At 46.8% G+C, this 25,716-nt stretch carries 22 protein-coding genes; 9 read left to right on the top strand and 13 right to left on the bottom strand.

The window, feature by feature from the left end:
* The first annotated feature begins 71 nt into the window (after window positions 1–71).
* Together K5Q99_RS12810 and K5Q99_RS12805 are read left to right on the top strand one after the other, a co-directional pair.
* Window positions 72–503, top strand: a complete 432-nt coding sequence (locus K5Q99_RS12810; protein WP_063883743.1) for a universal stress protein — start codon at window positions 72–74, stop codon at window positions 501–503.
* 176 nt (window positions 504–679) lie between these two features.
* Window positions 680–1,117, top strand: a complete 438-nt coding sequence (locus K5Q99_RS12805) for a universal stress protein (RefSeq protein WP_063883742.1) — start codon at window positions 680–682, stop codon at window positions 1,115–1,117.
* Window positions 1,118–1,133: 16 nt separating this feature from the next.
* On the opposite strand, the gene K5Q99_RS12800 is transcribed toward K5Q99_RS12805, so the two are convergent.
* On the bottom strand, window positions 1,134–1,991 hold the full coding sequence (locus tag K5Q99_RS12800) for a substrate-binding periplasmic protein (protein ID WP_106649658.1): 858 nt from the start codon (window positions 1,989–1,991) through the stop codon (window positions 1,134–1,136).
* 141 nt (window positions 1,992–2,132) lie between these two features.
* A complete protein-coding gene (locus K5Q99_RS12795) occupies window positions 2,133–2,684 on the bottom strand; it encodes a DUF924 family protein (RefSeq protein ID WP_106649659.1) in 552 nt (183 codons plus the stop codon).
* 206 nt (window positions 2,685–2,890) lie between these two features.
* Between K5Q99_RS12795 and K5Q99_RS12790 the strand changes: the two genes are divergently transcribed.
* Entirely contained in the window at window positions 2,891–3,226 is a 336-nt protein-coding gene (locus K5Q99_RS12790; RefSeq protein WP_220592179.1) for a winged helix-turn-helix domain-containing protein, read from the top strand.
* A gap of 24 nt (window positions 3,227–3,250) precedes the next feature.
* On the opposite strand, the gene K5Q99_RS12785 is transcribed toward K5Q99_RS12790, so the two are convergent.
* The 7 genes from K5Q99_RS12785 to K5Q99_RS12755 all read right to left on the bottom strand — a co-directional run bounded on the left by K5Q99_RS12785 (window position 3,251) and on the right by K5Q99_RS12755 (window position 9,198).
* A complete protein-coding gene (locus K5Q99_RS12785; RefSeq protein ID WP_106649661.1) occupies window positions 3,251–3,595 on the bottom strand; it encodes a DUF2956 domain-containing protein in 345 nt (114 codons plus the stop codon).
* 202 nt (window positions 3,596–3,797) lie between these two features.
* The gene (locus K5Q99_RS12780; RefSeq protein ID WP_220777082.1) at window positions 3,798–4,664 is read right to left on the bottom strand and encodes a heme ABC transporter ATP-binding protein; all 867 of its coding nucleotides are present in this window, start codon (window positions 4,662–4,664) and stop codon (window positions 3,798–3,800) included.
* Window positions 4,665–4,674: 10 nt separating this feature from the next.
* Window positions 4,675–5,691, bottom strand: a complete 1,017-nt coding sequence (locus K5Q99_RS12775) for a FecCD family ABC transporter permease (RefSeq protein ID WP_220777081.1) — start codon at window positions 5,689–5,691, stop codon at window positions 4,675–4,677.
* Window positions 5,692–5,853: 162 nt separating this feature from the next.
* On the bottom strand, window positions 5,854–6,780 hold the full coding sequence (locus K5Q99_RS12770; protein ID WP_220777080.1) for a hemin ABC transporter substrate-binding protein: 927 nt from the start codon (window positions 6,778–6,780) through the stop codon (window positions 5,854–5,856).
* Window positions 6,781–7,023: 243 nt separating this feature from the next.
* The gene (locus K5Q99_RS12765) at window positions 7,024–7,461 is read right to left on the bottom strand and encodes an ExbD/TolR family protein (RefSeq protein ID WP_220777079.1); all 438 of its coding nucleotides are present in this window, start codon (window positions 7,459–7,461) and stop codon (window positions 7,024–7,026) included.
* Complete coding sequence (locus K5Q99_RS12760; RefSeq protein WP_220777078.1) at window positions 7,458–8,225, bottom strand: MotA/TolQ/ExbB proton channel family protein; 768 nt, start codon at window positions 8,223–8,225, stop codon at window positions 7,458–7,460. The genes K5Q99_RS12765 and K5Q99_RS12760 overlap by 4 nt, the downstream gene beginning before the upstream one ends.
* A 103-nt stretch (window positions 8,226–8,328) precedes the next feature.
* Window positions 8,329–9,198, bottom strand: coding sequence for an energy transducer TonB (locus K5Q99_RS12755; protein ID WP_220777077.1), 870 nt, complete (start codon window positions 9,196–9,198; stop codon window positions 8,329–8,331).
* Window positions 9,199–9,561: 363 nt separating this feature from the next.
* Here K5Q99_RS12755 and K5Q99_RS12750 point away from each other — a divergent pair, with 363 nt between their 5' ends.
* The 4 genes from K5Q99_RS12750 (at window position 9,562) to K5Q99_RS12735 (ending at window position 14,997) form a co-directional block, all read left to right on the top strand.
* Entirely contained in the window at window positions 9,562–11,652 is a 2,091-nt protein-coding gene (locus tag K5Q99_RS12750) for a TonB-dependent hemoglobin/transferrin/lactoferrin family receptor (protein ID WP_220777076.1), read from the top strand.
* Window positions 11,653–11,685: 33 nt separating this feature from the next.
* Window positions 11,686–12,267 carry a heme utilization cystosolic carrier protein HutX gene (hutX, locus tag K5Q99_RS12745; RefSeq protein ID WP_220777075.1) on the top strand — a complete coding sequence of 194 codons (582 nt, stop codon included), beginning with the start codon at window positions 11,686–11,688 and terminating at the stop codon, window positions 12,265–12,267.
* A 37-nt stretch (window positions 12,268–12,304) separates the two neighbouring features.
* A complete protein-coding gene (gene hutZ, locus K5Q99_RS12740; protein WP_220777074.1) occupies window positions 12,305–12,862 on the top strand; it encodes a heme utilization protein HutZ in 558 nt (185 codons plus the stop codon).
* A gap of 230 nt (window positions 12,863–13,092) precedes the next feature.
* Window positions 13,093–14,997, top strand: coding sequence for an ABC transporter transmembrane domain-containing protein (locus K5Q99_RS12735; RefSeq protein WP_220777073.1), 1,905 nt, complete (start codon window positions 13,093–13,095; stop codon window positions 14,995–14,997).
* Between the two features lie 137 nt (window positions 14,998–15,134).
* On the opposite strand, the gene K5Q99_RS12730 is transcribed toward K5Q99_RS12735, so the two are convergent.
* The 3 genes from K5Q99_RS12730 to K5Q99_RS12720 form a co-directional block, all read right to left on the bottom strand.
* Window positions 15,135–16,736 carry an AMP-binding protein gene (locus K5Q99_RS12730; protein WP_220777072.1) on the bottom strand — a complete coding sequence of 534 codons (1,602 nt, stop codon included), beginning with the start codon at window positions 16,734–16,736 and terminating at the stop codon, window positions 15,135–15,137.
* A 346-nt stretch (window positions 16,737–17,082) separates the two neighbouring features.
* A complete protein-coding gene (ccoG, locus tag K5Q99_RS12725; protein ID WP_220777071.1) occupies window positions 17,083–18,555 on the bottom strand; it encodes a cytochrome c oxidase accessory protein CcoG in 1,473 nt (490 codons plus the stop codon).
* 173 nt (window positions 18,556–18,728) lie between these two features.
* Window positions 18,729–20,189 (bottom strand): sigma-54 interaction domain-containing protein, encoded by a 1,461-nt coding sequence (locus tag K5Q99_RS12720; protein ID WP_220592192.1) that lies wholly within the window; start codon window positions 20,187–20,189, stop codon window positions 18,729–18,731.
* A 378-nt stretch (window positions 20,190–20,567) separates the two neighbouring features.
* Between K5Q99_RS12720 and K5Q99_RS12715 the strand changes: the two genes are divergently transcribed.
* Complete coding sequence (locus K5Q99_RS12715; RefSeq protein ID WP_220777095.1) at window positions 20,568–23,144, top strand: TonB-dependent receptor plug domain-containing protein; 2,577 nt, start codon at window positions 20,568–20,570, stop codon at window positions 23,142–23,144.
* 117 nt (window positions 23,145–23,261) lie between these two features.
* On the opposite strand, the gene K5Q99_RS12710 is transcribed toward K5Q99_RS12715, so the two are convergent.
* On the bottom strand, window positions 23,262–23,813 hold the full coding sequence (locus K5Q99_RS12710) for a thioredoxin family protein (RefSeq protein WP_220777070.1): 552 nt from the start codon (window positions 23,811–23,813) through the stop codon (window positions 23,262–23,264).
* 235 nt (window positions 23,814–24,048) lie between these two features.
* Between K5Q99_RS12710 and K5Q99_RS12705 the strand changes: the two genes are divergently transcribed.
* On the top strand, window positions 24,049–25,590 hold the full coding sequence (locus tag K5Q99_RS12705) for a S10 family peptidase (RefSeq protein ID WP_220777069.1): 1,542 nt from the start codon (window positions 24,049–24,051) through the stop codon (window positions 25,588–25,590).
* Window positions 25,591–25,716 lie beyond the last annotated feature (126 nt).

The following is a 25,716-nucleotide window of genomic DNA, read 5'->3' as shown; positions in this document are numbered from 1 at the left end:
AATCGGGCGTTATAGCAGCACAGTAAAGATTCACCCAGCAATCCATTCGCGCCATAGAAGGAGTACAAATTATGCGTTCCGGTCAAATACTCTGGCCCACAGATTTTTCGGAAACTGCGGCCCATGCACTGAGTTATGCCATTGAAATGGCTAATCTATACCATGTAGGACTCAAAATTTTACATGTAGTTGAACAGCCGATCGGTGATGAAAACTTTATGATTCTATCGATCACTCCTGAAGAGCTGGCTAAGAGCATGGAGGACGCGGCCGCAATTAAAATGCAGGCGCTGTTAGCCGGGTTAAACACTGAGCTTCCTGTCACGACCTTAATCCGCCGCGGCGATCCTGTGTATCAAATTTTAGAAGAGGCTAACAGTAAAGATATTGGCATGGTTGTGATAGCGAGCCATGGCCGAACTGGGATTTCGCATTTTTTACACACCAATGTTGCAGAAGCGGTAGCTAACGGTGCGGCTTGTCCTGTGCTGGTGGTGAAGTAAGTGAGTAGTGGCTTGACTCAATAAACCTGAAGGACGCTTATTGCGTCCTTTCTTTTTGATTGATAAAGAATATTTAATTGAAATGGGTACGCAAGAAGCATAGCTAACTACTATAAATTAGTGGTATTTTGACTTTAATAAATAGCCTGATTAAAACTCAAATGATGGATAAGCTTATGCGTACTCAAGAAGTGTTATGCCCTACGGATTTTTCATCCACCGCAGCCCATGCGCTCAAATATGCGGTTGAAATGGCTAATCTTTATCATGTCGATATTCGATTATTGCATGTGACAAGCCCTGCCCGTGGCGCCCATTGCTACGGTATTGCGGTTGATATTCCCCCCACATTGGAAAATGAGCTGCAAGCTTTTGTCGATGCAAAAATGCAAAGCATACAGCAGGAAATGCAACAAGGCCTCACCGAGGGGCTCAATATTAAGCTAGTGGTGCGCCATGGTGATGCTATCGATGAGATTTTAGCGGAAGCCGTCGATGTGGGTATGGTGGTGATTGCTAGTCATGGTAGCAGCGGTTTAGCGGATTTTTTAAAGCCACATGTCACACAAGATATTGTTAAGTATGCTAAGTGCCCTGTGCTGGTGGTGAAATAAAGCGCTTAGATAAGACCTAGTAAGAATCGTTTTTAATGATTTTAGGTTCTGTTAATTTGGTCGACGCCTCAGCTTCACTCTCGAAGGACATCAGGCGTCGATACTTTTCCTGCAAGGCCACTAAGCTACCATCTTGGGTAATTTGTTTGAGTCCCACATTAAAATCATCCCGAATTTGTTCACTGAGAAAGGCAAACTTGTATTCTGTTGGTGGAAATATTTTGTGGCAAATGGCCTGTTGTTTTAAATCTTTCTCAGTGAGTTTTCCCTCAAGGTAAGCCTGCTTTAAGTAATATTTGAAGATGTTTTTATCCATCACTACGACATCGGCCCTGTGCTTCATCAGCATATAAACCTGCTGCACTTGCTTTGCTTGTTCTTGGTAGCCGCTATTAGCCTTAGCCATTTTGGCAAATTCTTCCCCCAATAACGATGATGCACGCTGAAAGGAAACGACTTGCTTGTTATTTAAGTCGTCTATGTTGTTGATAGTAAAATTATTATCTTCTAGGCTAATAGCGCAGTTTTGGTAGGTTATCGCAACATTGGAGTAAAAGACGTTGTCGAGCATGCCATCTTTAATGTTGATGATACCATCGAGTTTACCTTCCCTGAGTTCATGGAATGTACGCGCCAGTGGTAAGTATTGGATAGAAGCGGTATGGCCTTTAACAGCGAGGGCTTGGTTTAGTAATTCGAGTTCGATTCCGCTATTGGTTTCTTGGATAATATAAGGTGGAATAGACAGGCTGACACCTATCTTAATTTCTGCTGCTTGGCAAAGCTGAGCGCCGCATAAGGTGAGAAACCCCATCAATTTAAAGCGGTTACAACGAGCCACTGAGCTATTTGGCTTATTTAGATTTTGCGTCATAAGTTACCAATACCTCCGCGGTACACACTTACAGCTGTGTTTGTTACTCGCCAGTCTTTCCATGACTCGATTGAGTAAGTGTAGTGTGTCTGTGAACTCAGCACGGTTTTATTTATTCAAATACGCTAAACAATGGGCGAATTAAAAAGATGAGCCAGGTTCGCGCAGAAAGGCGATTTCCTCTGCTGTCGATTCTCTGCCTAAGATGGCGTTCCTATGTGGATAGCGGCCAAATCTGTCGATAATTGCCTTATGTTGCAGTTCAAATGTTAAGTTGGCTACCGCCGCTTCACGATTAAACAGTTTAACTGCAACTTGATGGATCATTGCCGACTCGCTGTGCATATAGGGCATAAAGAGAAAGGGGACTTGTTTAGGTTTGAGTGCTAAATCAACCTGTTGGGCAACAGCTTCTTGAGCGAGCACTAAAGCGATGGCATCGGCTTCGAAAGCGGCAGGTGTATCTCGGTAAATATTACGGGAGAATTGGTCGAGCACTATGATCTCCGCTAATCGGCCTTGGGGCGTGACTCGCCAATGGGAAAGCTCTCCACGCTTAGCTTGGACTAATACATCCCCGAAACGTTGTTTGATTTGTGCATCAAATTCAACATCTTTAATCCACCAAAGCTTTGGCTCAATTTCTTCAAACCAAAATGTCAGTACTTGTTCGGCTGTGATTGTCTGGCTCATTTTAGCGTCCCTTCATAGGTGATGAGTGCTGTTAGAAATAACAGTTGTTGGGGGATAATGACAAGTTGTTTTGCTTGATTTAGGAGAGATAGGTTAGCAGAAAAACTGATCATCTTTCGTAAGTATTTAGTGCTGGCTATTGCCTTATTGCCTGAATATAAAGTAGTTTTGATGATAATTACTTCAGTCTCTAGGCAGGTCTTTCTATGTCATCTTCAATGCCGGTATCGCAACAAGTTACGAAGCAGCATAAGGCGTTTTTGCGTAAGCTTTATTTAGCGCATTTGATGGATGATGACCGCCATAATCTATTATCACTCAATAAGTTAACTGGAATGCCGCGCCGTACCTTACAGGATGCCATCGCCGCATTTGAGGATATAGGTATTCGAGTCGAGTTTGTCCAGGAAGGCAGTCGTAACAATGCAGGTTATTACCGCATAGTGACATGGGGCCCAATCAGTAGTGCATGGGTTGATACTCATCTCACTGAAATCGCCGATCTGATTGGTGTTGTTGAGAGTGACGAAACGGCAGCATGAAGCGGTAAGTTCTGAGTTCGGCAATCACGTCATAACATAATAGGCGGCAAATCCTGCCCAACTTAGCACGAGTAGAGCGATAGCAACCCAAGTGGCTCGGGTGAACTGACTCTGGGAGTCGATGATCTCGTCAGCATCGTCTAGATTATCTATGTCGTTCACTGTGCGAGCTTTTGCTTTCAACTGTTGTTTACGGGCTTTATCCCGCTCACGGGCTTTAGCTTTAAGCAGTTTTTTATACTCGGCGATGCCTTTTTCAATCCCTTGGGCAATGAGCTTAGTTTGCTCTTTAGTTTGTCCTGGCTTTTGAGTGGCTTTGGCTGCGGCCAGTGCTTCTTGCTGAGTTTCTGTCGAGATAGTGGGTTTCATCTGGAAGTTGCCTAAATTGTTGCCGTTTGAGTTAATGCGGCTTGAGTTAACGCACTTGCGGCTAAAATAGGCTCGTGAATATAAAAGCCAATATGCCCGCGAAGCTGCTCGCTCATTCGTTAGTCAAAAGCGAGCCTAAAGTGTTATTGCCAGATTATACCCACATTAGACATTAAAACTTACAGCCAATATCTTCATTTCATTAAAAAATCAGCGGATGCCCGCCCTGTGGAGCAGCAAGGTACACAGGTTCATAGTCCCATACTTCCCGAATGGTATTGACCGACAAGGCCTCAGCTGGCGCGCCTTCGCTTACGATTCGCCCTTGTTTTAATACGATTAATTGATCGCTATAGCGAGCGGCTTGATTGAGATCATGCAATACCACTATCACAGTGTACGCCTGCTGATGAGCTAAGTGTTGGGCTAACTCAAGCACTCTGTGTTGCTGGGCGAGATCTAATGCCGATGTGGGTTCATCCAATAATAGTATGGGTGGGAACGGCGATTGACTGAGCTGAGTCAAAACGCGGGCGAGCTGGACTCGTTGTTTTTCGCCGCCAGAGAGGGTTGGATAACTGCGCTTAGCCAGATGAGATAAGCCCACTAGCGCTAGCTGCTCGGCAACTAACGCTTCACCCTCTTTGTTACTGATGGTTAAGGGATATAAACCCATAGCCACCACTTCGGACACAGTAAACGGGAACGTCAGACTGGCGTGTTGTGGCAGCACGGCTAAGGATTTTGCCAGCTCGCCCCTAGGCCAATCCGCCAGTTGGCTATGGCCTAGACGGATACTTTGCCTTGGTGTGCTGATTTCTTGGCAAAGGGCTTTGAGTAGCGTCGATTTACCCGCGCCATTGGGGCCGAGTAGGGCGGTTACTGCACCGGGTTTAAATTGCACATTTATATCGCTGAGCACCATTTTCTGCCCAATGCTGACATCGAGCTTGCTAATGCTGAGCTTGGTGCGTTCAAACTGCGCATGGGTTGAATGAGTTAGATGCGCTCTTGGGGCTAATATTGAATCTGATCTTGATTCTGATTTTGCATAGGAAGTGGCAGTCATAACGCCTCGCTTAGATGAGCTTACTGCGTTGTTGCAGTAGTAAGAAGATGAAGAATGGCGCACCTATGATGGCGGTTACTAATCCAACGGGTAACTCTGCTGGTGGTAAGAAGGCGCGGGCGCCGATATCGGCCAAGGCTAATAGGGCTGCACCTAAAAGTGCACTGATGGGCAGCAGTTGGCGATGATCTGGCCCTAACATCATCCGCACTAAATGCGGCACCACTAGGCCGATGAAGCCAATAATGCCTGTCGCCGCGACACTTACGCCAACGCCTAAAGCGCAAAGTAAAATCAGTCTAAGCTTAAGCTTATCGACATCTATCCCTAAGTGACGCGCTTCGGATTCACCAAGTAGCAAGGCATTGAGCGCCGCCGCATCTTGGCGAAATCGCCAGCTTAGTAATGCTAACGTCACGAGGCACAGGCTGACATACATCCACTGCGCTCCTGCTATCGAGCCCATTTGCCACAAGGTTAAATCACGTAGCGCCATATCGTTGGCAAGGTACGTGAGCATGCCAATTCCTGCGCCTGCCAGTGCCGCAATAGCAACCCCTGATAGCAGTAACAACACGACCGATGTTCCGGTTGAGCTACTGGCGAGGCGATAGACAACAAGGGTGGTGATTAAACCCGATACAAAGGCACTGATGGGGATCATGAATGGATTTACATTGGGTAACAGCACGATACAGATGGCCGCGCCAAGAGCTGCGCCAGATGACACCCCGATAATACCGGGATCGGCCAAGGGATTACGAAACAGACCCTGCATTACAGCGCCGCACTGGGCGAGCGTAGCGCCTACCGCCAGTGCCAATAATGTCCGTGGCAGGCGCACAGTGTTGACCACCAGTTGCTCGTGGGGCGCAATATTGCCGATGTTTTGCTGAGTCGCCCAATTAAGCACTGCGCTTAGGGCATCCACTAGGCTGATACTGACAGGGCCTGTGCTGACCGAGAGTAAGCAGCTTAGGGCTAACAGTGTGACTAAACCGGGCCAGAGCCAGCGATTGAGGAACATCTCAACTATCCTTTCTATTTTTATCAGGTGACTCATAAGTTGTGTGAGTCAGTGGTGCAAATCAGTGAGTCCGATGAGTGGCTCATACAAGCCATTCAAATAAGTGACTCATATAATCAACATGAGCCCCCTGAGTAGTGACGGTATTCGTTACTATGCAGGTTACTGATTTTGCTTGAGCAACGTGCTAGCAAGCATATCGGCGGCGCTAATGGCACTGATGCCTAAGCCGCCGAGAAGGGCTTGCGGCGCGAGTGTTTGTATATGGCCATTTTTACCCGCAGGAGTATGGGCGAGTAGCGGCATCTCTTTCATCAGTTCTTGGGCAATGTGCGCGTTGGTTTGCTCTGTGGGGTTATCGCTGCGCTTTGACAGTAAAATAATGTCGGGCTGCAAGGATAAAATCCCTTCCTGAGACATACTTTTGTAGCCATCAAACTCGGCAATATTGTGTGCGCCCGACAGCGCGATAATGGTATCTGCGGCAGTGCCTTTACCGCCGACCCGTGCGCCACGGCCTTCTTGTAATAGCATAAAGAGGATTTTTGGCTGCGCGCCAGCATCGCTTATTTGCTGTTTTTTATCCGCTAAGCTTTGCAGTTGTTGATGTAAGTCCTGCTTTAACTTAATGGCATTATCTGGACGGTTGAGTAATTGACCTAAGGTATCCACATTGCTCATTAGCTGCGGCTCATCGTTCGTTGCGGGTAACTGCACAACTTGGATATTGGCTTGTTTCAATACATTGAGCGTGGTCTCAGGCCCCATAACATCCGAGCCGACAACCAGTGTTGGCGAGAGGGCGATAATGCCTTCGGCGGAGAGCATTCTGTGATAGCCAAGCTTAGCCACATGGGCTAAACCTTCAGGTACATAGCTGGTGGAGTCGATAGCGACCAACTCATTGCCCGCATCGAGGGCGAGCACTAGCTCAGTGACGCCCGTGCCCGCACTCACGAGTCTTATCTCACTTTCAGTACTTTCCACATCGGGCTCAGCACTAAAGGCGCTGGGCGATAGCAAAGCCGACAATGCAGAGACGATAACTACCACTTTGCTTAATGATATTTTAGTTGCTTGAAACAACATGGTTAAACTCCTAATAAAAATTGGTTCGCCACAGGCTTAGATACTGTTTTTAGTCTCTGGCTTTCAAAGTTTTGGCTTTAAAAATCAGTACATTAAATCCAGAAAAGTAAAGCAATGCTTTACTGCCGACATCTTTTGTTTTGGTTAAGGTTTTCGCCAGAAAGGCAACATTAGTTGTGTCTCTGATTCATTATTTAGCTTGCCTATTTGGCTTTGGGTGCAGATAGCGAGTTAGGCAAGGCGCTAATGCTCCATTAAAATTTGGGTCTGGCTGATGGACAGCGTCTGCAGCAGCGCGAGCAGTTGCATCAAGGGCTCCACTGGCGCGGCCTTATCGGCGGCAATAACAACGGTCGCCTCTGGCATAGTGTTAAAATGTGCGGTAAACGCGGCGGTAAAAGTCGCTAAATCATCAAATGTCTCACTATCTATTGCCCAATAAGGCGCTGTCGCCATGATATTGATGGCAATCGTTGGCCTGTTGTCGACTGCCGTGATGGCCGAACTTGGGCTTTGTGGCACATCTACCGGCAAACTCAATAATTGGCTATTTGCCGTCAGCAGTAGAAATACCAACACGATAAAAATAATGTCGATTAACGCGGTTAAATCTAGGCTTGGAAGTTGCTCAGGCGAAGCAATGCCAGTCTGCGAACGCTGTGATGCATCTGCACTTATCATGTCTGTGACTCAATCTGAGTATGGGCGTTGAATGCCGACTTTTGCTCAGTGCTGCTAGAGCGACTGTTGCTGCTGACTTTGCTGAATGCTTGGTATTGATTGCTATCGATTGAAATATCTTCGATACCCGCTAACCAGAGATTGAGTTGATTGAGCACGTGCCCTGCGCGCAGACATTGTCCTTGAGCCCAAATGCCAAATAGATGGGCGGCGGTAATGGCGGGCACGGCGATAATAAGCCCGGCTGCTGTGGTGTTCATCGCAAGGCCGAGTCCAGCGCTGAGTTGCGCTGGGGTAACTGGGCCTTGTGATTGCCCAAGCTGAGCAAACATGTCGATGAGTCCTAATACTGTGCCAAGTAGGCCGAGTAATGGGCTGATAATGCCAATCACTTGCAGAACCTTAAGCCCGGCTTGCAAGTCGCGTTGCTGTTTGTTGAGCCACAGACTGAGCAATTCTTCCCTTAGCACTTTGGGCTGGTGGACTTGTTTGAGTAACAAAGTAGCGCCACGGGCGAGTAAATCTTGTTGTGCGCTGGTTTGTGCGAGCAGCACGCTGACGTTTTCAGTGGTCGCCGCCGAGCTTGATTGACGCAATGCCTTTATCCAAGCCTGTTTTTTGGGCCAGATTGACAGCAGAGTTTGATGCAAAAACAAGGCGCTACGTTCAAGGCAGATCATCAAAGCTAAAAAAGCACATAACAACAAGGGCCAAGTCAGCACGCCAAGTTGTGTCTGTAGGGTTGAGAAATCAGTTACGGGCATTAAGCCTCTCCAATCGATTGAAAAATCAGTTTTATACGTCATTGAGTGAATCAAAAAGTGAGCTTTACTATGGCTAGCTTTTCAGCAATAAGATTAAGGCTCGCTAGTTAAGCGCGAAACGAATCGGCACTCTGACCTTGTAATGACTCGCTAGCCTTGGCGTCGGCGCCGCAAATTGCCAGTTCTCAACTGCAGCAATTGCTGCCTGATCAAGCAGGCTAAATCCTGAGCTTTTTACTAACGTCAGCGCCAGTTGCTCGCCAAGTTCGTTAAACATCACTTCTATGGTTGCAGTGCCTTCGAGTCCTTTCTTACGCGCTATTCGCGGATAAGTCGGTTGTGGTGGCGCTGTAGCAAACAGCGGTTTGGCTAATTCCACTATGTTGGTTTGGAGGCTGTCGTTAACTGGGGCATTGTCAGATGCTGCACTGGCTACATTTTGGGGCGCTTTTGCATCTAGTTCGGCAGTGTTAGCAATTAAATCCGTTAGTTCTTGTGCTGTTTTAGGCTCTGTTTTTAGTTCTAATTCTTGCTCAACATGTTCGGGCCGCTTATGTGCTAAAGCGTTCGTCCCTGATGGCGTTGTATCTGGATGACTTTGAGTTGTGGTTTTTTCGATTGAAGGTTTCTTAGCTAACAGGCTGTCAATTCTTTGTTCAGCTTTGGGTTTTTCAACGGCCTCGATAACTGTCTTATCGACAGATTCTGCTGATGATACTTTTCGCACTGTGCTGTTTACAGTGGCTATTTTGGCGTCTGTTTGAGTGGGCTCAATACTGACGTTGCTGCTTGCAGAGCTTGTTGCAGCAGTCAATTTAAGGGTGACACGATTTGCGCTCGGAGCGTTCGCCACTTGATTTACACTCGATGCTTGGGCGCTTTGCTGCATAGTGATAGCGGGTTGCGAGGCGATAACCCCCGTTTGTATGGCAACAGTTAACGCGCCAAAGGCAAGATATCGTTTTGGTGTCACAGCAACCTCTTTTCCCCAATAAAGCACTTCTGCTCATTTATCTTCGCTAATTAAGATATCTCAATATAAACAAGATCGCAAATGATAATGATTTGCATTTGATCTATTTTATTATCTCAGGTAGAGTGCCTGCAATAGCTCGAATGAGCGCTTAAAAAAACAGCTAAACCGGTAATTCATCCTACTTTATGGGGACTGATTACCTTGGACTCGATTAGGAAGGGGCTCAAGTTTGCAAGAGCCAAATTTGGAATGGAACATCTATAACAGACTAAATCTTAAAAGGATTGGCGTCTGGAAAGAGAGTCTGGGGTCAGTATTGAATTGCACGGATATAGCTGATTATCACTTGAGGATGAAGAGATGAAGAAAAAGCCGTTAGTGATCGCAATGGCGATAGCACTGAGCAGTACGGCCCTAAGTTTTACGTTAGCGGCAGAAGAAAATGTGAAGCCAGTTGTTCAAGGCGATGCGGATAAAAAACTCGTTACAACTGAGTTTGATGAAGTGCTAGTAAGCGCAACCCGCATCAGCGAGAAATCCTCCGAAACCAGCCGCAGCGTAGCCGTGGTGGGTGAAGAGCAACTTGCGGTTGCTCAAGCATCATCCGTGGCTAATGCCCTTAAAAACGAGGCCAATATTACGCTGACGAATGGCCCAAGAGCTTCATCTCAGGGGGTTGAAATCCGTGGTTTAAGTGGCAGTCGAGTACTGCAAACTATTGACGGAGCAAGACAAAATACCGACTCTGGCCACAGAGCAACTTTCTTTATGGACCCTGAGTTACTGAAATCCATTGAAGTGCTGCGCGGTCCAGCCAGTAGTTTGTGGGGCAGTGGCGCACTGGGTGGTGTCATCGCGCAAAATACTAAGTCGGCACAAGACTTTTTAGCACCAGATGAGACCTTTGGTGGCTATTTCAAACAAGGTTATGAAACCAATGGCTCGCGCACTAAAACCAGTGGCGCGATTTATGGTCAACAAGACAGTATCGATTGGTTATTGAACGGCTCTTACACCGACTCTAACAATATCAAAACCGGTAATGACGAAACCCTCAGCAACAGTGCATCTCATGGCAGCAGTGGTTTAGCTAAATTTGGTTGGCAAGCTGATGAAGCATCACGCTTAGAGTTATCTGCTAGAGTTAATAAGATCAATGAATTAGTGCCAAGTAATCCTTCTGCGGCAGCCAGTAATTCAGTGCCTTTGGTGCGTCGCAAGACAGACGACCAAAATATCACCTTAGATTACAGTTTTAATCCTGCCAATAACCCGTATCTGGATACTAAGATGCAAGTGTATTGGAACAGTACCGACTACGATGAAGACCGCATCACTAAGGGCCAGCTAGACAGCACTGAGTACCGCACTGTGGGGATTAATCTCAATAACAGTTCGCGCTTGGGCAATACTTTATTGACCTACGGCGTTGATGGTTTTCGCGATACCATAGAAACAACCCGTGATGATTCGGGTCAAGTGGGCCAGCGTCCGGGAAATATTGATGGTGAAACCACAGTATGGGGGGCTTTTACGCGGGCGGATATTGAGCTGACTAAGACGTTAAATCTGGATGCAGGTCTGCGTTATGACAGCTTTAAAAATGACAGTAACAACCTCAATTTATCTTCAGATGACAATGAGTTATCGCCATCGCTAGGGCTAGTTTGGCAGACTCAATCTTGGTTGACCTTAAGCGCACGTTACGATCAAGCCTTCCGCGCACCTTCGGTAGAGGAAATGTATTCTAGCGGCACCCATTACTGCATTCCACCTATACCGGGATTCTTGCCCCAAGGTCTATGCAACACCTTTGCGACCAATCCGGATCTCAAGTCTGAAAAAGCCCGTAACAAAGAAATCAAAGCGGACTTACGTTTCAGTGAGTTAGCGGGTGATGATGAACTGGCGCTAACGTTTAACGTTTTCCGTAACGATGTGGACGATTTTATCGTGCAGCAAGTGTCTAATCCTTGGCATGGCATTCCTGGATTTGAGCAAACGACCTCATGGAATAACGTTGAAGATGCACGTTTAACAGGTTTTGAAATAAGCGGTCGTTATCGTATTGGCCAAACTCGTTTAGCGATGAATTACGGCCAAACCCATGGTGAAGATCGTCAAACGGGCGGCGATATTGAAGGTATACCCGCCAATAAATTCAACGTCGATTTATCCCAAGGCATTATGGAAGGCGACATGAAACTCGGCACTCGCGTTACCTATGTAGCGACGCAGTCGAATATACCTGACGGTTATAGAGTGGCGAAATACGACGATTACACCCTATGGGATGTGTATGTTGCATGGGAGCCGACTATGGGCGCCATGGCGGGTGTGAGAGTGGATTTCGCCATCGAAAACATCGGCGACGAGAAATACCTACAAGCGTGGCAAACCTTGTATCAACCGGGCCGTAATATGAAGTTATCGGCGCGATATATGTTCTAAGTCACTCTATAGCTACCGGCTGGAGACAGTAAAATGAAGATGACACTCGATACTGAGCTCGATGTTGCGGCAGATTTAGGCTCTGAGCAACGTCAGCTAAGTGAGCAGCAGGCGCAACTGCGACAACGGTTTGAGCAACAAGCTGATGTAATGCCAGCTCAGCTTGCCAGTGAATTAGGTATTGCCGAGTTGGATGTGGTTGCTGCATTGCCGCCCGAACAAGTGGTGTTTGTACCGTTAACTCAGCTCGATGCCTTACTACAAGCCTTACCCCAATGGGGAAAGTTAACCACTATTGTGATGTTATCGGGCAGTGTATTTGAATTTAAAGGGAATTTTCCCGAGGGAAAATACGCCCACGGTTATTACAACCTCTACAGCAAGGGCGACGGTTTGCATGGCCATCTCAAATTGGATGCCATGCGCGGTATTGCCTTGATCAGCAGACCTTTTAGAGGCAGCGAGAGTCATTCGATTAACTTTTTCGGCAGTGAAGGTGAGGTGGTGTTCAAAGTGTATTTAGGCCGTGATAAACAAAGAGCACTGTTTCCTGAGCAAGTTCGCCAATTTAAAGCGCTCGCGACTGCCTTTGCCTCGGTGCAATCACACCTCTGAATTGCAGCATTAACAAAAGTATTAAGGAAAACAGTAAATGAAGCCTGAAATTACCGAACAAGAACAACGTTTAAGAGACAAACTCTTACCCGAAATTGAAGCCTTTAAACAGCAGCGCGAGACCTTGCAACTGGCCACCATTGGTACAGATGGCCAGCCGAATGCGAGCTATGCGCCCTTCGCTCTGGCTGATGATGGTTTTTATATTTTGGTGAGTGACTTAGCCCGTCATGGTCATAACTTAAAGCACTCATCTAAGGTCTCTGTGATGCTAGTTGAGGATGAAACGGCAGCCAAATCGGTTTTTGCCCGCAAGCGTTTGACCTTCGATGCGATTGCCGAGGCAGTGCCCCGCGATACGCCCGCCTTTATTAAGGGCGTTGGTGTGTTATCGGCCCGTTTTGGCGAAATGTCCGATAACCTTGCGGCGTTAACCGATTTTAACTTATACAAGCTCGCGCCCCATCAAGGTCTTTATGTGAAAGGTTTTGGCCAAGCATTTAGCCTGAGCGGCGCAGAATTGTTAGATGTAGATTGGAAGCGCGATGGCCACCATGGCACGCCAAAAATGCCGGAAAACCAGCAAGTCGCTTAAGTCGCGCTAAACGATGGCAATCAAACTAACCCGCATTCGCTGCGGGTTAGTTTTATGCTTTTCTTTTGAGCAAAACCACGCTCAGCCCTTGAATTTCCCCACAACAGGTAGCATCTCATTAATATGCTTTTAGCAAAGCTGCGCGGTTAACGGCTTGCATATACCCAGTTCAGGTGAGTTCAGGCCAGTGTTATGCTTGAATTGCCTTTCCCTATCGAAGGATATCACCCGTGACAGAGCCGACAGCCGAACTCGCTACATCTTCCGAACCCATTAAAGCGGGCGCAGAACCCTTGCCCGAAAAGTTAATTCCAGTCGCGCCCACAACAAGCGCTGATGCATCGAAGGCAAAACTGACCTCGGCGCAGCAAAGACCGGTATTGCCTTGGATTATGGGCTTTCTTAAACCCTACAAACTGAAAGTCGTCGCGGCGATTATTTGCTTGATGATAGGGTCACTCGCTTGGCTATCATTGGGCCAAGGTGTGCGCTTAATGGTTGATGAAGGTTTTGTGCGTGACAATGCGCAGCGGCTAAATGAAATCATACTGTTAGTGCTCGGAATTACCGCCGTCAGTGGCACAGCGGTGTTTTGCCGCTTCTATTTGATGACTTGGCTTGGCGAGCGGGTCAGCGCCGATATTCGTCTAACGGTTTACAATCAACTGCTCAAACTCTCTCCCGCCTTTTACGCTAAGGTGCGCACCGGTGAAGTGATCTCCCGTTTTACCGCCGACTCTACCTTGTTGCAAACTGTGGTGGGTTCGAGTCTGTCCATGGCGCTGCGCTCTAGCGTGACGGTACTTGGTGGTTTAGTCATGATGGGCATCACCAGCGTTAAGATGACCTTATTAGTGTTACTCGCTGTGCCTTTAGTGCTAGGGCCGGTGATCTTTTTCGGCCGTAAAGTGCGTACGCTTGCGCGAGAAAGCCAAGACAGGGTTGCCGATCTCGGTGCTTATGTGGATGAAACACTTCATGAAATCCATACGGTACAAGCCTATGGCCATGAAGATAAAGACCGTAGCTTATTCAACACCCGCGTTGAAGATGTGATGTCTGCGGCAAGCGGTCGCATTCGTTACCGTGCCTTGCTGATCTCAACCGTGATGTTTTTAAGTATCGCGGCAATTACTATGGTGACTTGGGTCGGTGCCCACGATGTGATGGCGGGTAAGATGACGGGCGGCGAGCTATCCGCCTTTATGTTTTACGCTGTGATGGTAGCAGGCGCAGTGGCGACGATTAGCGAAGTGATAGGTGAAATTCAGCGGGCTTCTGGCGCCGCCGAGCGTTTAATTGAACTGGCTGAAACGCCAGTGGATATTCCCGTTGTTGTTCATCCTATTGCTTTACCTGTTAAAGTCAGTGGCGAGTTAGTCATAGAAGGACTCAACTTTGCCTATCCAGAGCATGATGCCTTAGTGCTAAAACAGCTCAATATGGCTATTGCGGCGGGTGAGCGGGTTGCCTTAGTCGGCCCAAGTGGTGCGGGTAAGAGTACCTTGTTCCAGTTATTGCAGCGCTTTTATGTGCCTAGCGCTGGCAGTATTCGACTGGAAGGAATTGATATTGCAGAGCTTCTTCCGCAAGACCTAAGGGCGCAGTTTGCTCTGGTGCCACAAGACTCAGTGATTTTTGCGACCAGCGTACTTGAAAATGTGCGTTATGGCCGAGTCGATGCGACCGAGCAAGAAGTGATTGATGCCTGTATTGCAGCCCGAGCCCACGAGTTTATTAGCGAGTTTACTGACGGTTATCAAACCTATTTAGGCGAGCGTGGCGTGCGACTTTCTGGTGGGCAAAAACAGCGGATCGCCATTGCGCGGGCGATTTTAGCCGACAGACCGATATTGTTACTCGATGAGGCGACCAGCGCTTTAGATGCGGTGAGTGAGCAGAAAGTGAAGCAAGCGCTGGACGTATTGATGGCGGGTAAAACTACCTTGATTATTGCCCATCGCTTATCGACGGTAATCAATGCCGATAGGATTTTTGTGTTCGATAAGGGCGAGATTGTTGCCTACGGGCGTCACCAAGAGTTGATGCAATCCAATGCCTTATATCGTGAATTTGCCAGTCTGCAATTGTTAACCGAAGAGGCCAATGCCAGCGTCTTGAATGAGACCATTTAGGTAAAATAAAACCCAGTTACTAGCTGAAACGCTCAAGCTAGCTCACTGGGTCTTTTATTGTGCTTTTGTTGCTAAGCTTTGTTGATCAGTTTGTCTTTAAGTACGGCGCTTTAATTACTGCACTTTAAGTGCGGTCTTCAAGCCTTCTCTTTTAGCTCGCGGCGCAGAATTTTGCCAACGGTACTTTTAGGTAATTGTGTCATAAACTCAATGACTCTTGGCAATTTATAGGCGGTTAATTGCTCGCGGCAAAAGGTTAGAATGGCCTCTTTAGCCTGTTGATGATCTTGGCTATCATCCTTGAGCACAATGAAGGCTTTAACCGCTTCGCCCGAGTGATCGTCTTTTACTCCCACCACGGCGCATTCGATCACACTTGGATGGCTCGCCAGCACGTTTTCCACTTCGTTGGGATAAACGTTAAAGCCTGAGACTATGATCATATCCTTTTTGCGATCCACAATTTGATGGAAACCTTCCGCTGTTGCTATGGCAATATCACCGGTTTTAAAGAAACCCTCTGGAGTCATAACGTTGGCGGTTTCCTGAGGATTATTCCAATAACCTCGCATCACTTGTGGGCCACGCGCGGCTAATTCTCCCGCTGTACCTAAGGGCACTTCAAGGTTGTTTTCATCTAAGAGTTTCACTTCAGTGCCAATCACAGGTTTACCAATAGTGCCAAGTTTTTGATAACCGGGCGCATTGAGTGAAATCACCGGTGAGGTTTCAGATAATCCATAACCTTCGCTGATCATATTACCTGTCGTCTGTTGCCAAATATTCGCCGCTGCGGCCGTGAGTGCAGTGCCGCCAGAGATAGTGATTTTTAAGTGGCTAAAGTCCAGCGCCTTAAACTCGGGTTGATGGCATAGGGCGACAAACAGGGTATTGAGTCCTGCAAATCCCGTGAAGGGATATTTGGCGAGTGTCTTAATTAAGCCACTAATATCCCTCGGATTTGGAATTAAAACCGAGCAACCGCCGCACTCAAAATACAGCACTAAGTTCACCATAAACGCATAAATGTGGTAAATCGGCAGCGGCGCAACAAAGATATCTTCCCCTTCGGTGATCACGCTGGCGATACGGGATTTTACCTGCGCCGCATTGGCGAGCATATTGCCATGGGTCAACATGGCACCTTTGGATAATCCTGTGGTACCGCCCGTATATTGCAACGCCGAGAGATCGTCGAGGTTTGAGATAAATCGGCTAAAAGGAAGGTCAGCCCCTTGTTTTAAAATCTGACAAAACTCGACATTCTTAAGCCCTGTTTTTGGCTGTACGTGTGGATCGATCAAATCTAAAGGATGGGTGGAGATGACAAGTTCTATTTGAGTGCTGTCGATGACTTTAGCCAAGGTTGGCAATAGGTCGGATAACACCACGAGCGCTTTAGCACCAGAATCATTGAATTGATGAATAAGCTCGCGCTCGGTATATAAGGGATTCGTGTTAACAAGGATAAGCCCTGCCCTGATTGCGCCGTAGGCTGCGATGACAAATTGGGTGATATTGGGCAATTGAATGGCGATGCGATCGCCAGGTTTGAGTGTGGTCTTATTTTGTAAATAGGCGGCAAAGTAACGAGAATCACGTTCTATCTCATTAAAACTGCTGGTTTTACCAAGGCAGGCATAGGCGGGTTTATCGCCATAACGCAGGCTGGTTTTCTCGATCAGATCGACCAGTGATGAGTAGTCTAGTTTGAGTTGAGAGTCTTGATCGTATGCCATGCTGAACTACCTCAAAGATGATGTTTATTAGTTGTTATTATTCTGGAGTTAAACAGGTGTTTAGATTAGAGGGTGTTAGCACTAGAGGTCAATGCTTATCGCGAAAAACATTACTCCGCCAATATCGGTATCTTTATGTAACAAATAGTATTTTTACTCTAAAGCTCAGGCATTAACGATAGCGTAATTATCGTGTCATCGATAAAGCCTAATAGTGCGTGAGTGGAGCGCATTCGAGATCTGTCTTTTGGGGATGAGTGTTGATTTAGAACGGCGCTTGGGTTGACTCCCCAAGCGCCGATTTAGCGGTTAATGTAGACGGTTACCGATATTAACCGCTAAAAGCCTAGGGACTGAAGAATCCAGTTTCTTGACTCACTTGCTGGCTTGGCTGTTTCACATCCGTCACCGAGAATTGGATCATTTTGCGCCCCGACTGGATGGCATCCTTATCGGCTAATACAGTGACGGGATAGTCCACCTGTTCACCCGCGGCCAAGGTAATAATAGGATCGGCAATTAGACTAAAGGGCATTTCACTGTCGACGGCGAGTTGATACTGCTTAGTGTCCTGCGTTTTGTTGCGGATCTTCAACTGATAGGTATTTTCAATCTTATTGTCAGTCGTTTCGCGGTACAGGCTCTGACGGTCTCGGATCACGTTAAGCTGGATCTCGCTGCGGCTATTTAAATCTAAACCTATCACTACCAGCATGATCACGACCGCTGCGCCGTAGCCTAAGAATCGCGGCGAGCGCCAATAGGAGTAATTCACTCCCTTAAGATCATTTTCGCTCATATAGCCGATAAGATTCTGCTTGTAATCGAACTTCAACATAGTCTCATTACAGGCATCGACACAGGCACCGCAGTTGATGCACTCATATTGCAAGCCGTTACGAATATCTATCCCTGTTGGGCACACTTCGACACATAAATTACAGTCAACACAATCACCAAGATTACTCTCTCTGAGATTGGTTTCTTGCTTACGTTTACGTGGGCCGCGGGATTCACCGCGCTTGGCATCATAGGTCACGGTTTTAGTGTTGGCATCGAACATTACCGCTTGGAAACGTGAATAGGGGCAGCAATGTAAACACATTTGCTCACGCATCCAGCCCGCATTCAGATAAGTACAAATGGCGAAAAACCAGACCCAGCTAGTCACCCAAAAGCTGGCGTTGCCCGTAAAAATGTCGATATAGAGTTCGCGGGCAGGTATGAAATAGCTGATAAAACCACAGCCAGTGAGCAGGGCGGCAAGACCCCAAAGTAAGTGCTTGGTGCTTCTTTTACCTAATTTACTGCTAGACCAGGGCGCTTTGTCGAGTTGTTTGCGTTTATTGCTGCTGCCTTCGATGCGCGTTTCTATCCACACATAGATAAAGGTCCACGCCGTTTGTGGGCAAAGATAACCGCACCAAACGCGGCCCCAGAATACGGTAATAAAAAACAGACTAAAGGCCGCGGCGATAAAAATCCATGCAAGTAGGGTAAAGTCCTGTGGCCAGAGCGTGATGCCAAAGAAGAAAAACTGTTGCTGGCTGATATCTAACAATATCGCTTGGCGGCCATCGATGGAGATAAACGGTAGGGCGAAAAATAGCACGATCAGCAGGCTATTCATCATGGTTCGCAGGCGCTGAAAATCACCTTTCTGCTCACGAAAATGGATGTTGCCTGAGGGCGTATTGCTCCCTGTTGCAGTTTCGTTGGAGAGGATTTTAATCGGAATGTGCAGCTCGACTGAGGAAGGTTTCGCGCTCACACTCTTATTCACACTTGGAGAATTGGGGGTAACTTCGCTCTTGGGCATAAAAGGGTCCTAACGGCTTAAATAAGATTCGCCTCCCTATAGCAAGCGCTAGGCCAAGTTTTAACTGATTCAACTATATGATATATATGGTTATTTTGCAATGTGAGCTAATTGGTAGTCACGATATATAACGTATTGGCGATATATCGCGTTTTTAGCTTGTGTGGTTTGAGTTATATTTCACTCGATTGACGTTGGATCCCCAGTTTTTTCATCCGCGATCTCAATGTACTTGCGGGAACGCCTAGAACATTTGCCGCGCCGAGTGGGCCGGATATTCGCCAGTTTAAACGCTTAAGGGTTTGTTCTATATGCAAGGCTTCCGCTTCTGCTAAGGTTTGTCCTTGGGCCTGAGCTAAGGGGTTATGGCTCGGCATCGCATGGATCTGCAAAATATCGCCTTGGGATAGAATGGCTTCGCGTTCGAGAATATTTTGCAACTCGCGCACATTGCCCGGCCATGTGTAAGCCATCAGCTTTTGCAGTCCTTTTTGGCTCACGCCGCGGATTTTTTTACCTAACTTACGATTCAAATTATGCAGTATATGGCTGACGAGTTCGGGGATATCTTCAATCCTCGCACGCAGTGGCGGTACTTGAATTGGGAATACATTCAAGCGGTAATAGAGATCCATCCGAAATAATCCTTGCTCGACTCGCTTGAGTAAGTCGTGGTGACTGGCGGCGACCAAGCGAATATCTACTTGAATGGTTTCGCTGCCTCCGAGGCGTTCGAAGGATTGCTCTTGGATGACCCGCAGTAGTTTTGATTGGGCTTCTAAACTGAGTTCTGCCACTTCGTCGAGGAACAGTGTGCCTTGGTGTGCAAGTTCGAAGCGACCTTTACGGCGGCTGGTGGCACCGGTAAATGCGCCTTTCTCGTGACCAAAGAGTTCACTTTCTAACAAGGATGCCGAAAACGCGGCGCAGTTGACACTGATCATAGGTTTATCTTTGCGGCGACTGAGTTGGTGTAAGTTACGGGCTACAAGTTCTTTGCCTGTGCCATTTTCACCACAAATGAGCACAGTACTGTCGGTATTGGCTACCATATGCAATTGCTGGATCATGTGGCGGATCACGCTACTGCCACCCGAAATATCCACATCACCCGTTTTGTCAGCTAGCTCTGCCTGTAGGTAATGATTCTCGGAGGCAAGTCGCTCCGAGAGCGCTTGCACTTGAGCCAACGCTTGGCGTAATGACTGCTCCGTTTGCTTTTGGATACTAATGTCACGAAATATCGCGACTACGCCAATGAGTTCATTATCACGGTAAACGGGCGTAGAACTGTAATGCACGGGAAAGCTACTCCCATCTTTACGCCAGAACACATCGTGGGTGATTTCGCGGGTAATGCCATCCTTTAATGTGTTGTAAATTGGGCAATCTTCTTGGGGATAATGGCTACCATCGGCATGGCTGTGATGATGACAGTTATGGATATTTTTGCCCAATAACTCTTCATTTTTCCAACCTGTCATGCGTTCAGCTGCGGGATTGATGAACACCGCATTCCCGCTTAAATCAAATCCATAAATCCCTTCACCGACAGCGTTAAGCAGTAACTGATTTTCAGGCAAGAAATGCTTATCGACTGATTTTTGATTATTGACTGAAATCTTATTTGTCATCTGCGGTACTCAAGCTTGGCTGGTATTGCCCGAGTATACCTTAAGTTGCATGTCGCGATATATCGTGTCTTTGATTGAGTTAGTGAGTATTTCCCACTTTATGGTGACTTATGATTTTACATTTTGGCGCCCTAAAGTGCATTTTACCTAACGACACACCCTAAAAAATATTCACTTATAACAAACTGATCTAAAAGAGAAATGACTAATATTCATTCAAAAGTCTGATTTAATATTGGATATTGTCTTATTTGTGTTATAAAAATGTTCTTGTTATGTAAAAATAACTTTGTATTGACCGTGGTAGCAAGGTTTTAGGGACGATAATCACATAAAGCAGGTCAGGTATTCTAAAAATAATAAGCAGTTGGGATGAATATGATGACCTCAAAGAAGCAGAAGTTTGGATTAAGTGCAGTCAGTTTGGCGATTACATTAGCTTTGTCTGGTAGCTTCACTAGCCCGCAAGCCATGGCTGAGGAAGAAGACGCTGCTGTTAAAAATGAAGGCGTGGAAAAGATTGCAGTTGTTGGTTCACGTGCGGCACCACGCTCAATCGGTGATTCCCCCGTTCCAATTGATATTATTAGTAGTGACGACTTAAAAAAGAATGGTTCGACTGACATGATTGATATGTTGGTGACCTCAGTACCTTCGTTTAACTCGCGCGCTCAACCCATCAGTGATGCGGCAACCTTAGTACGTCCCGTTAACTTACGTGGTTTGCCTTCCGACAGTACCTTAGTGTTAGTCAATGGTAAGCGTCGTCACCGCGCAGCTGTGATTGCATTCCAAGGCGGCGGCATTAACGATGGTGCTCAAGGTCCTGATATTTCGGTTATTCCTGGTTCTGCATTGAAGCAAGTCGAAGTGCTGCGCGACGGCGCTGCGGCGCAATATGGCTCTGATGCGATAGCAGGCGTCATGAACTTTGTCTTAAAAGATAATTCTGATGGTGGCTCCATCACAGTGACCCAAGGTGAATATTACGAGGGTGACGGTGCCACGACCACAGTCGAAGGTGATGTTGGTTTACCGTTGACGGATAATGGCTTTGTTAACTTAAGCTTCCAGTATAAAAATGCCGATGCAACCAGTCGTAGTGTGCAGCGTCCCGATGCGGCTAACTTAGCTGTGCAGGGCAATATTGCGATTAATGACCCCGCTCAAGTATGGGGTAATCCTGAAATCAATGATGACTACTCAGTGTTCATCAACTCAGGCTTAGACATTAATGCCAATATGCATGCCTATGCCTTTGGTAACCTGTCTTCCCGCGATGCTGTGGGGGGATTTTATTATCGTTACCCGCAAAATCGGAGCAACGTGTATTCCAATGATGGTGGTCAGAACTTACTCGTAGGCGCGGTAAATGGTGATCCATCAACATGTGGACTCGTACCTATTCCTAAAAATGCTGATGGCAGTGACGGCAACGTACTCGATACGGATGCTTACAAGGCGATGGTCGCCGATCCCAATTGCTTTGCCATGAACCAGATATTCCCAGGGGGTTATACGCCGCAGTTCACTGGTACCATTGAAGACATGTCTTTCTTCGCCGGTGTAAAGGGCGATATCGGCGAGTGGAATTATGATTTCAGTGCCGGTACGGGTAGTAACAAAGCTAGCTTTGGCCTTAAAAATTCTTTAAATCCATCATTGGGATTAGACACACCGACTGATTTCGATACCGGTGCCTATGAGCAAGTTGAAACCACTGTTAACTTAGATTTCTCGCGTTTCATTACTATAGGTGGCATCGAAGACGTTAGCTTTGCTTCTGGTTTTGAATGGCGTAATGAGTCTTTTGAGATATCTCAAGGTGATGAAGCCTCTTGGATTGCCGGCCCTTATGCTAGCCAAGGTTTCAACATTGGTGCGCACGGATTTAAAGGCTTTGGCCCAGAATCTGCGGGTAAAAACTCTCGCCACAATATCGGTATTTATACGGATTTAGAAGCTTACTTAAGTGATGACTGGTTACTCGGTTTAGCACTGCGTTACGAAGACTTTTCGACCTTTGGCGATACGTTAAATTACAAACTGACATTGCAGTATTCCGCAACGGATGAGTTGTCGTTCCGCGCGTCACACAGCACAGGTTTCCGTGCGCCAACCGTGGGTCAAGAAAACGTCGTCAACACACAGACATCGATTATCGAAGGTGAACTGATCCAGACCTTTATTGCACCACCTACCGATCCGCTTGCGGCATTTTATGGCGGGGAAGTGTTAAAGCCTGAAGAGTCAATAAGCTATGCATTAGGTGCTGTCTATGAGTACGAAAGCTTTTTCTTAACGGTCGATTATTACAACATTGGCGTAGAGGGTCGTATTGCGCAGTCGAGTAAGATTGATGTTGAAGCTAAAGACTATGATGCACTGCGTGCAGCGGGCGTTGAGTTCCCAGAGTTGATCCAAGGCGTGAGTTATTACACTAACGACTTTGATACTACCACTCAAGGTATCGACATCGTCGCCTCCTATGATGCGGAAATCCTGTCGGGTAATGCTAAATTCAGTCTTGCCTATGGTTGGACCGATACCAGTGTTGATAAATTCGATCCCGAAACCACTGATGAAGGCAAGGTTCGCCGTTTAGAAGATGGTATTCCTGCACACCGTGCAACCTTGACCTGGGCGCAGTCATGGGATCAATTAAGCATGTCACTGCGTGGTAACTACTTCGGTGAGTACTATGCGACTCATGCTGATGATACCTCTGATTGGGGTTCTGAAATGGCCGATGCTGCTGTCACCATAGATTTGGAAGTGAGCTATGAGTTATTTGATGGCTTAACGCTGGCGGTAGGGGCAAATAACCTATTCGACCAAAAAGCGCAAAAGCTGAAAGACGGAACCTTAGGCGAACTTGGTGGCGTTTACTATGAAAGTGGGCCGTTCGATTACAACGGTGGCTTCTACTATGGCCGTGTAAATTACCGTTTTTAATGAGTAAGCCAATTTATAGAAGCGATTTCTAACCCACCTTTCAAGAAATTTGGCTTTTATAGATTTGAAGTGAGCAAAAAGGCTGCAGTGCAGCCTTTTTTATTGGTTATTTTTCCGTTAGCTGCGATTCGTTTGTGCGGCAGCAAGGCCATTCAGTACATCACTCATACTGAGTTTTGACGGCAAGAGAATGCCATTGGGTGCGCTTGGACCGTAGATTTTATTATAGGGCGTACCTGGTACACCTTCATGGCGCATATAGCTTTCAATCGTTTTGTTGGCCTCACTCCAGTTGCCTTGCATCAGGATAATGTTGTCTGCCATTAAGGCATTCACAATTTGTTCCCTGTGGGTGACTTCGGCTTTATTGGTTTGGCAGATGGTGCACCAATCTGAAGTGATATCGACAAACACTGTATAGCCTTGGGCAACCAGAGGTGCAATTTGCTCGGGTGCTAAGGTGTGCCATTGCAGTTTTTGATAGGCTTGATAATCCTCGCCTTTATGTACAAATCCAATAATCGCACCGAGTCCTGAGGCGAAAAATCCCAGTACAAATATCACCGCCAGCGGTATGGTTTTTCCTTTTTGTCTTTGCCAAAGCAGCAGCAAGATAGCGCCGATTAATAGACAAAGAATGACAATACTGATCAGAGTAATAGTGCTCATAAAACTTCCTGCTGGAGAATGGCGTGCCTTTATTAACCATAGAAACTAAGGAATACAGACTTAGATTCGTGCCTATCTTAGCGGTTAACGGCTTAAATCAGCGTGAATTTATGGGATTTCATTTAAGCAGTCCTTTGACGCATTCAGTTGCAATTGTGTTTTGCGCCTGCTGTTGAGTCTTTGTAAGCTGGGCAGGATGATAGTTACCGCTATAACAAAAATAGAAGGAAATAAGATGACACCTTTATTATCGTGTCGACGCGCGTCGGCTAGGCCGCTTTGGTCATTATTACTGTTGCCGTTGTTCGTATTCTGCTCGAGCCTGAGCTATGCCGAACCCGCCAAAAAGGCCGAGGATAAAGCCGACAAGCTTGCCCCTGAAGTCGTCAAAACTGAGCATAAGATGACGATTCAAGGGCAAAAAGTCAGTTACCAAGCGATAAGTGGCGAGACTATTTTAAAGGATGATAAAGACGAGCCGCTGGCGAGTATATTCTCTATTAGCTATTTACGTAACGATATTAAAGATAGCAGTACACGCCCAGTCACTTTTATCTTTAACGGCGGTCCGGGTTCGGCCTCACTTTGGTTGCACATGGGCTTATTCGGTCCTAAACGTGTGGTGGTGCCGGATGCAAAGGACGATGGCGCAGCACCTTATCTTATTGAATCAAATGATTACTCTGTGCTCGATGAGTCCGATCTCGTGTTTATCGATCCCGTAGGCACTGGCTTTAGTCGCGCTTTAGGTGATAAAAAAGGTGCAGACTTTTGGGGCGTGAAAGAAGATGCCCAGTCAATTGCCGAGTTTATTCGCCGCTGGTTGATTGAGCATAAACGTTGGAATTCCCCTAAATATTTGGCGGGTGAAAGTTATGGTACTACCCGCGCGGCAGCACTTGTTAATGAATTGCAGGGCGGTTGGACCGACATTTCGGTCAATGGGATTATGCTGATTTCATCTATTCTCGATTTTAGTCATGCCCGTTACCAGCCAGGTAATAATCAGCCGTATATTGGTTTTTTACCGACGATGGCGGCGACGGCTTTTTACCATAATAAAGTCAGCGCTGCGGATAAAGCTTTAGGGCTAGAGGCTTTTATTGAGGAAGCGCGCCAGTTTGCCATTAAAGATTATGCCCTTGCGTTGTTGCAAGGCAGCCGCTTAACACCCGAGGCATATCAAGCGGTACGTCAAAGCTTGGCGCGCTTTACGGGGTTAAGTGAGCACTATTTAGATCGTGTTAATTTGCGCGTGAGCGCCAGTCGATACACTAAGGAGCTGCTCAGAGATCAAGATTTGACAATAGGGCGGTTAGACAGCCGCTACACAGGTAAAGACTATGATAGTGGCGGCGATTCAACCGACGATGATCCATCAGGTTATGGGATTGATGGCGCTTATACAGCCGCCATGCATCAATATCTGTATGACGATTTGGGCGTGACCTTATCCCGTCCTTTCAATGTACTCTCTGTTGATGTGAACCGAGGCTGGAACTGGAATATTAGCGGTAAGCAGATGCACTATGTCAACGTGGCGCCTTATCTTGGTCAAGCGCAGCGTGAGAATAAAGATCTGCGGATTTTTGTCGGCAACGGTTACTTTGACTTTGCGACGCCATTTTTTGCCACCGAAAATACCTTTGCCGATAACGGCATAGATAATAGTCGTGTGAGTATGCATTACTATAAAGCGGGACACATGATGTACGTTGAGCCCGAATCATTAACTCAGTTAGTGAAGGATATCCGTGCTTTTTATCAGCCTAAATAGGGGTGTGAAGCCCAATGGTACGAAAACGTACGCTAAGGCCATTTGTCCAGCTCCGGTGGTTGTTTCAGCGGCCTCAGTTGCCCATTTAGTACTTGTTCAGTAAGGGTAAACGAATAATGCCCCAAC

It is taken from the genome of Shewanella hafniensis (genome assembly GCF_019655335.1).
Classification (GTDB): Bacteria; Pseudomonadota; Gammaproteobacteria; order Enterobacterales; family Shewanellaceae; genus Shewanella; species Shewanella hafniensis.
Note: the sequence above shows the minus strand (reverse complement) of the source record. Positions and strands in the feature narration are given on the sequence as shown.

What these genes read in the sequence shown, in the direction of transcription:
- K5Q99_RS12810 (WP_063883743.1), top strand. Translation starts at nt 72, where the DNA reads ATGCGTTCCGGTCAAATACTCTGGCCCACAGATTTTTCGGAAACTGCG.
- K5Q99_RS12805 (WP_063883742.1), top strand. Translation starts at nt 680, where the DNA reads ATGCGTACTCAAGAAGTGTTATGCCCTACGGATTTTTCATCCACCGCA.
- K5Q99_RS12800 (WP_106649658.1), bottom strand. Translation starts at nt 1,991, where the DNA reads ATGACGCAAAATCTAAATAAGCCAAATAGCTCAGTGGCTCGTTGTAAC.
- K5Q99_RS12795 (WP_106649659.1), bottom strand. Translation starts at nt 2,684, where the DNA reads ATGAGCCAGACAATCACAGCCGAACAAGTACTGACATTTTGGTTTGAA.
- K5Q99_RS12790 (WP_220592179.1), top strand. Translation starts at nt 2,891, where the DNA reads ATGTCATCTTCAATGCCGGTATCGCAACAAGTTACGAAGCAGCATAAG.
- K5Q99_RS12785 (WP_106649661.1), bottom strand. Translation starts at nt 3,595, where the DNA reads ATGAAACCCACTATCTCGACAGAAACTCAGCAAGAAGCACTGGCCGCA.
- K5Q99_RS12780 (WP_220777082.1), bottom strand. Translation starts at nt 4,664, where the DNA reads ATGACTGCCACTTCCTATGCAAAATCAGAATCAAGATCAGATTCAATA.
- K5Q99_RS12775 (WP_220777081.1), bottom strand. Translation starts at nt 5,691, where the DNA reads ATGTTCCTCAATCGCTGGCTCTGGCCCGGTTTAGTCACACTGTTAGCC.
- K5Q99_RS12770 (WP_220777080.1), bottom strand. Translation starts at nt 6,780, where the DNA reads ATGTTGTTTCAAGCAACTAAAATATCATTAAGCAAAGTGGTAGTTATC.
- K5Q99_RS12765 (WP_220777079.1), bottom strand. Translation starts at nt 7,461, where the DNA reads ATGATAAGTGCAGATGCATCACAGCGTTCGCAGACTGGCATTGCTTCG.
- K5Q99_RS12760 (WP_220777078.1), bottom strand. Translation starts at nt 8,225, where the DNA reads ATGCCCGTAACTGATTTCTCAACCCTACAGACACAACTTGGCGTGCTG.
- K5Q99_RS12750 (WP_220777076.1), top strand. Translation starts at nt 9,562, where the DNA reads ATGAAGAAAAAGCCGTTAGTGATCGCAATGGCGATAGCACTGAGCAGT.
- hutX (WP_220777075.1), top strand. Translation starts at nt 11,686, where the DNA reads ATGAAGATGACACTCGATACTGAGCTCGATGTTGCGGCAGATTTAGGC.
- hutZ (WP_220777074.1), top strand. Translation starts at nt 12,305, where the DNA reads ATGAAGCCTGAAATTACCGAACAAGAACAACGTTTAAGAGACAAACTC.
- K5Q99_RS12730 (WP_220777072.1), bottom strand. Translation starts at nt 16,736, where the DNA reads ATGGCATACGATCAAGACTCTCAACTCAAACTAGACTACTCATCACTG.
- ccoG (WP_220777071.1), bottom strand. Translation starts at nt 18,555, where the DNA reads ATGCCCAAGAGCGAAGTTACCCCCAATTCTCCAAGTGTGAATAAGAGT.
- K5Q99_RS12720 (WP_220592192.1), bottom strand. Translation starts at nt 20,189, where the DNA reads ATGACAAATAAGATTTCAGTCAATAATCAAAAATCAGTCGATAAGCAT.
- K5Q99_RS12715 (WP_220777095.1), top strand. Translation starts at nt 20,568, where the DNA reads ATGATGACCTCAAAGAAGCAGAAGTTTGGATTAAGTGCAGTCAGTTTG.
- K5Q99_RS12710 (WP_220777070.1), bottom strand. Translation starts at nt 23,813, where the DNA reads ATGAGCACTATTACTCTGATCAGTATTGTCATTCTTTGTCTATTAATC.
- K5Q99_RS12705 (WP_220777069.1), top strand. Translation starts at nt 24,049, where the DNA reads ATGACACCTTTATTATCGTGTCGACGCGCGTCGGCTAGGCCGCTTTGG.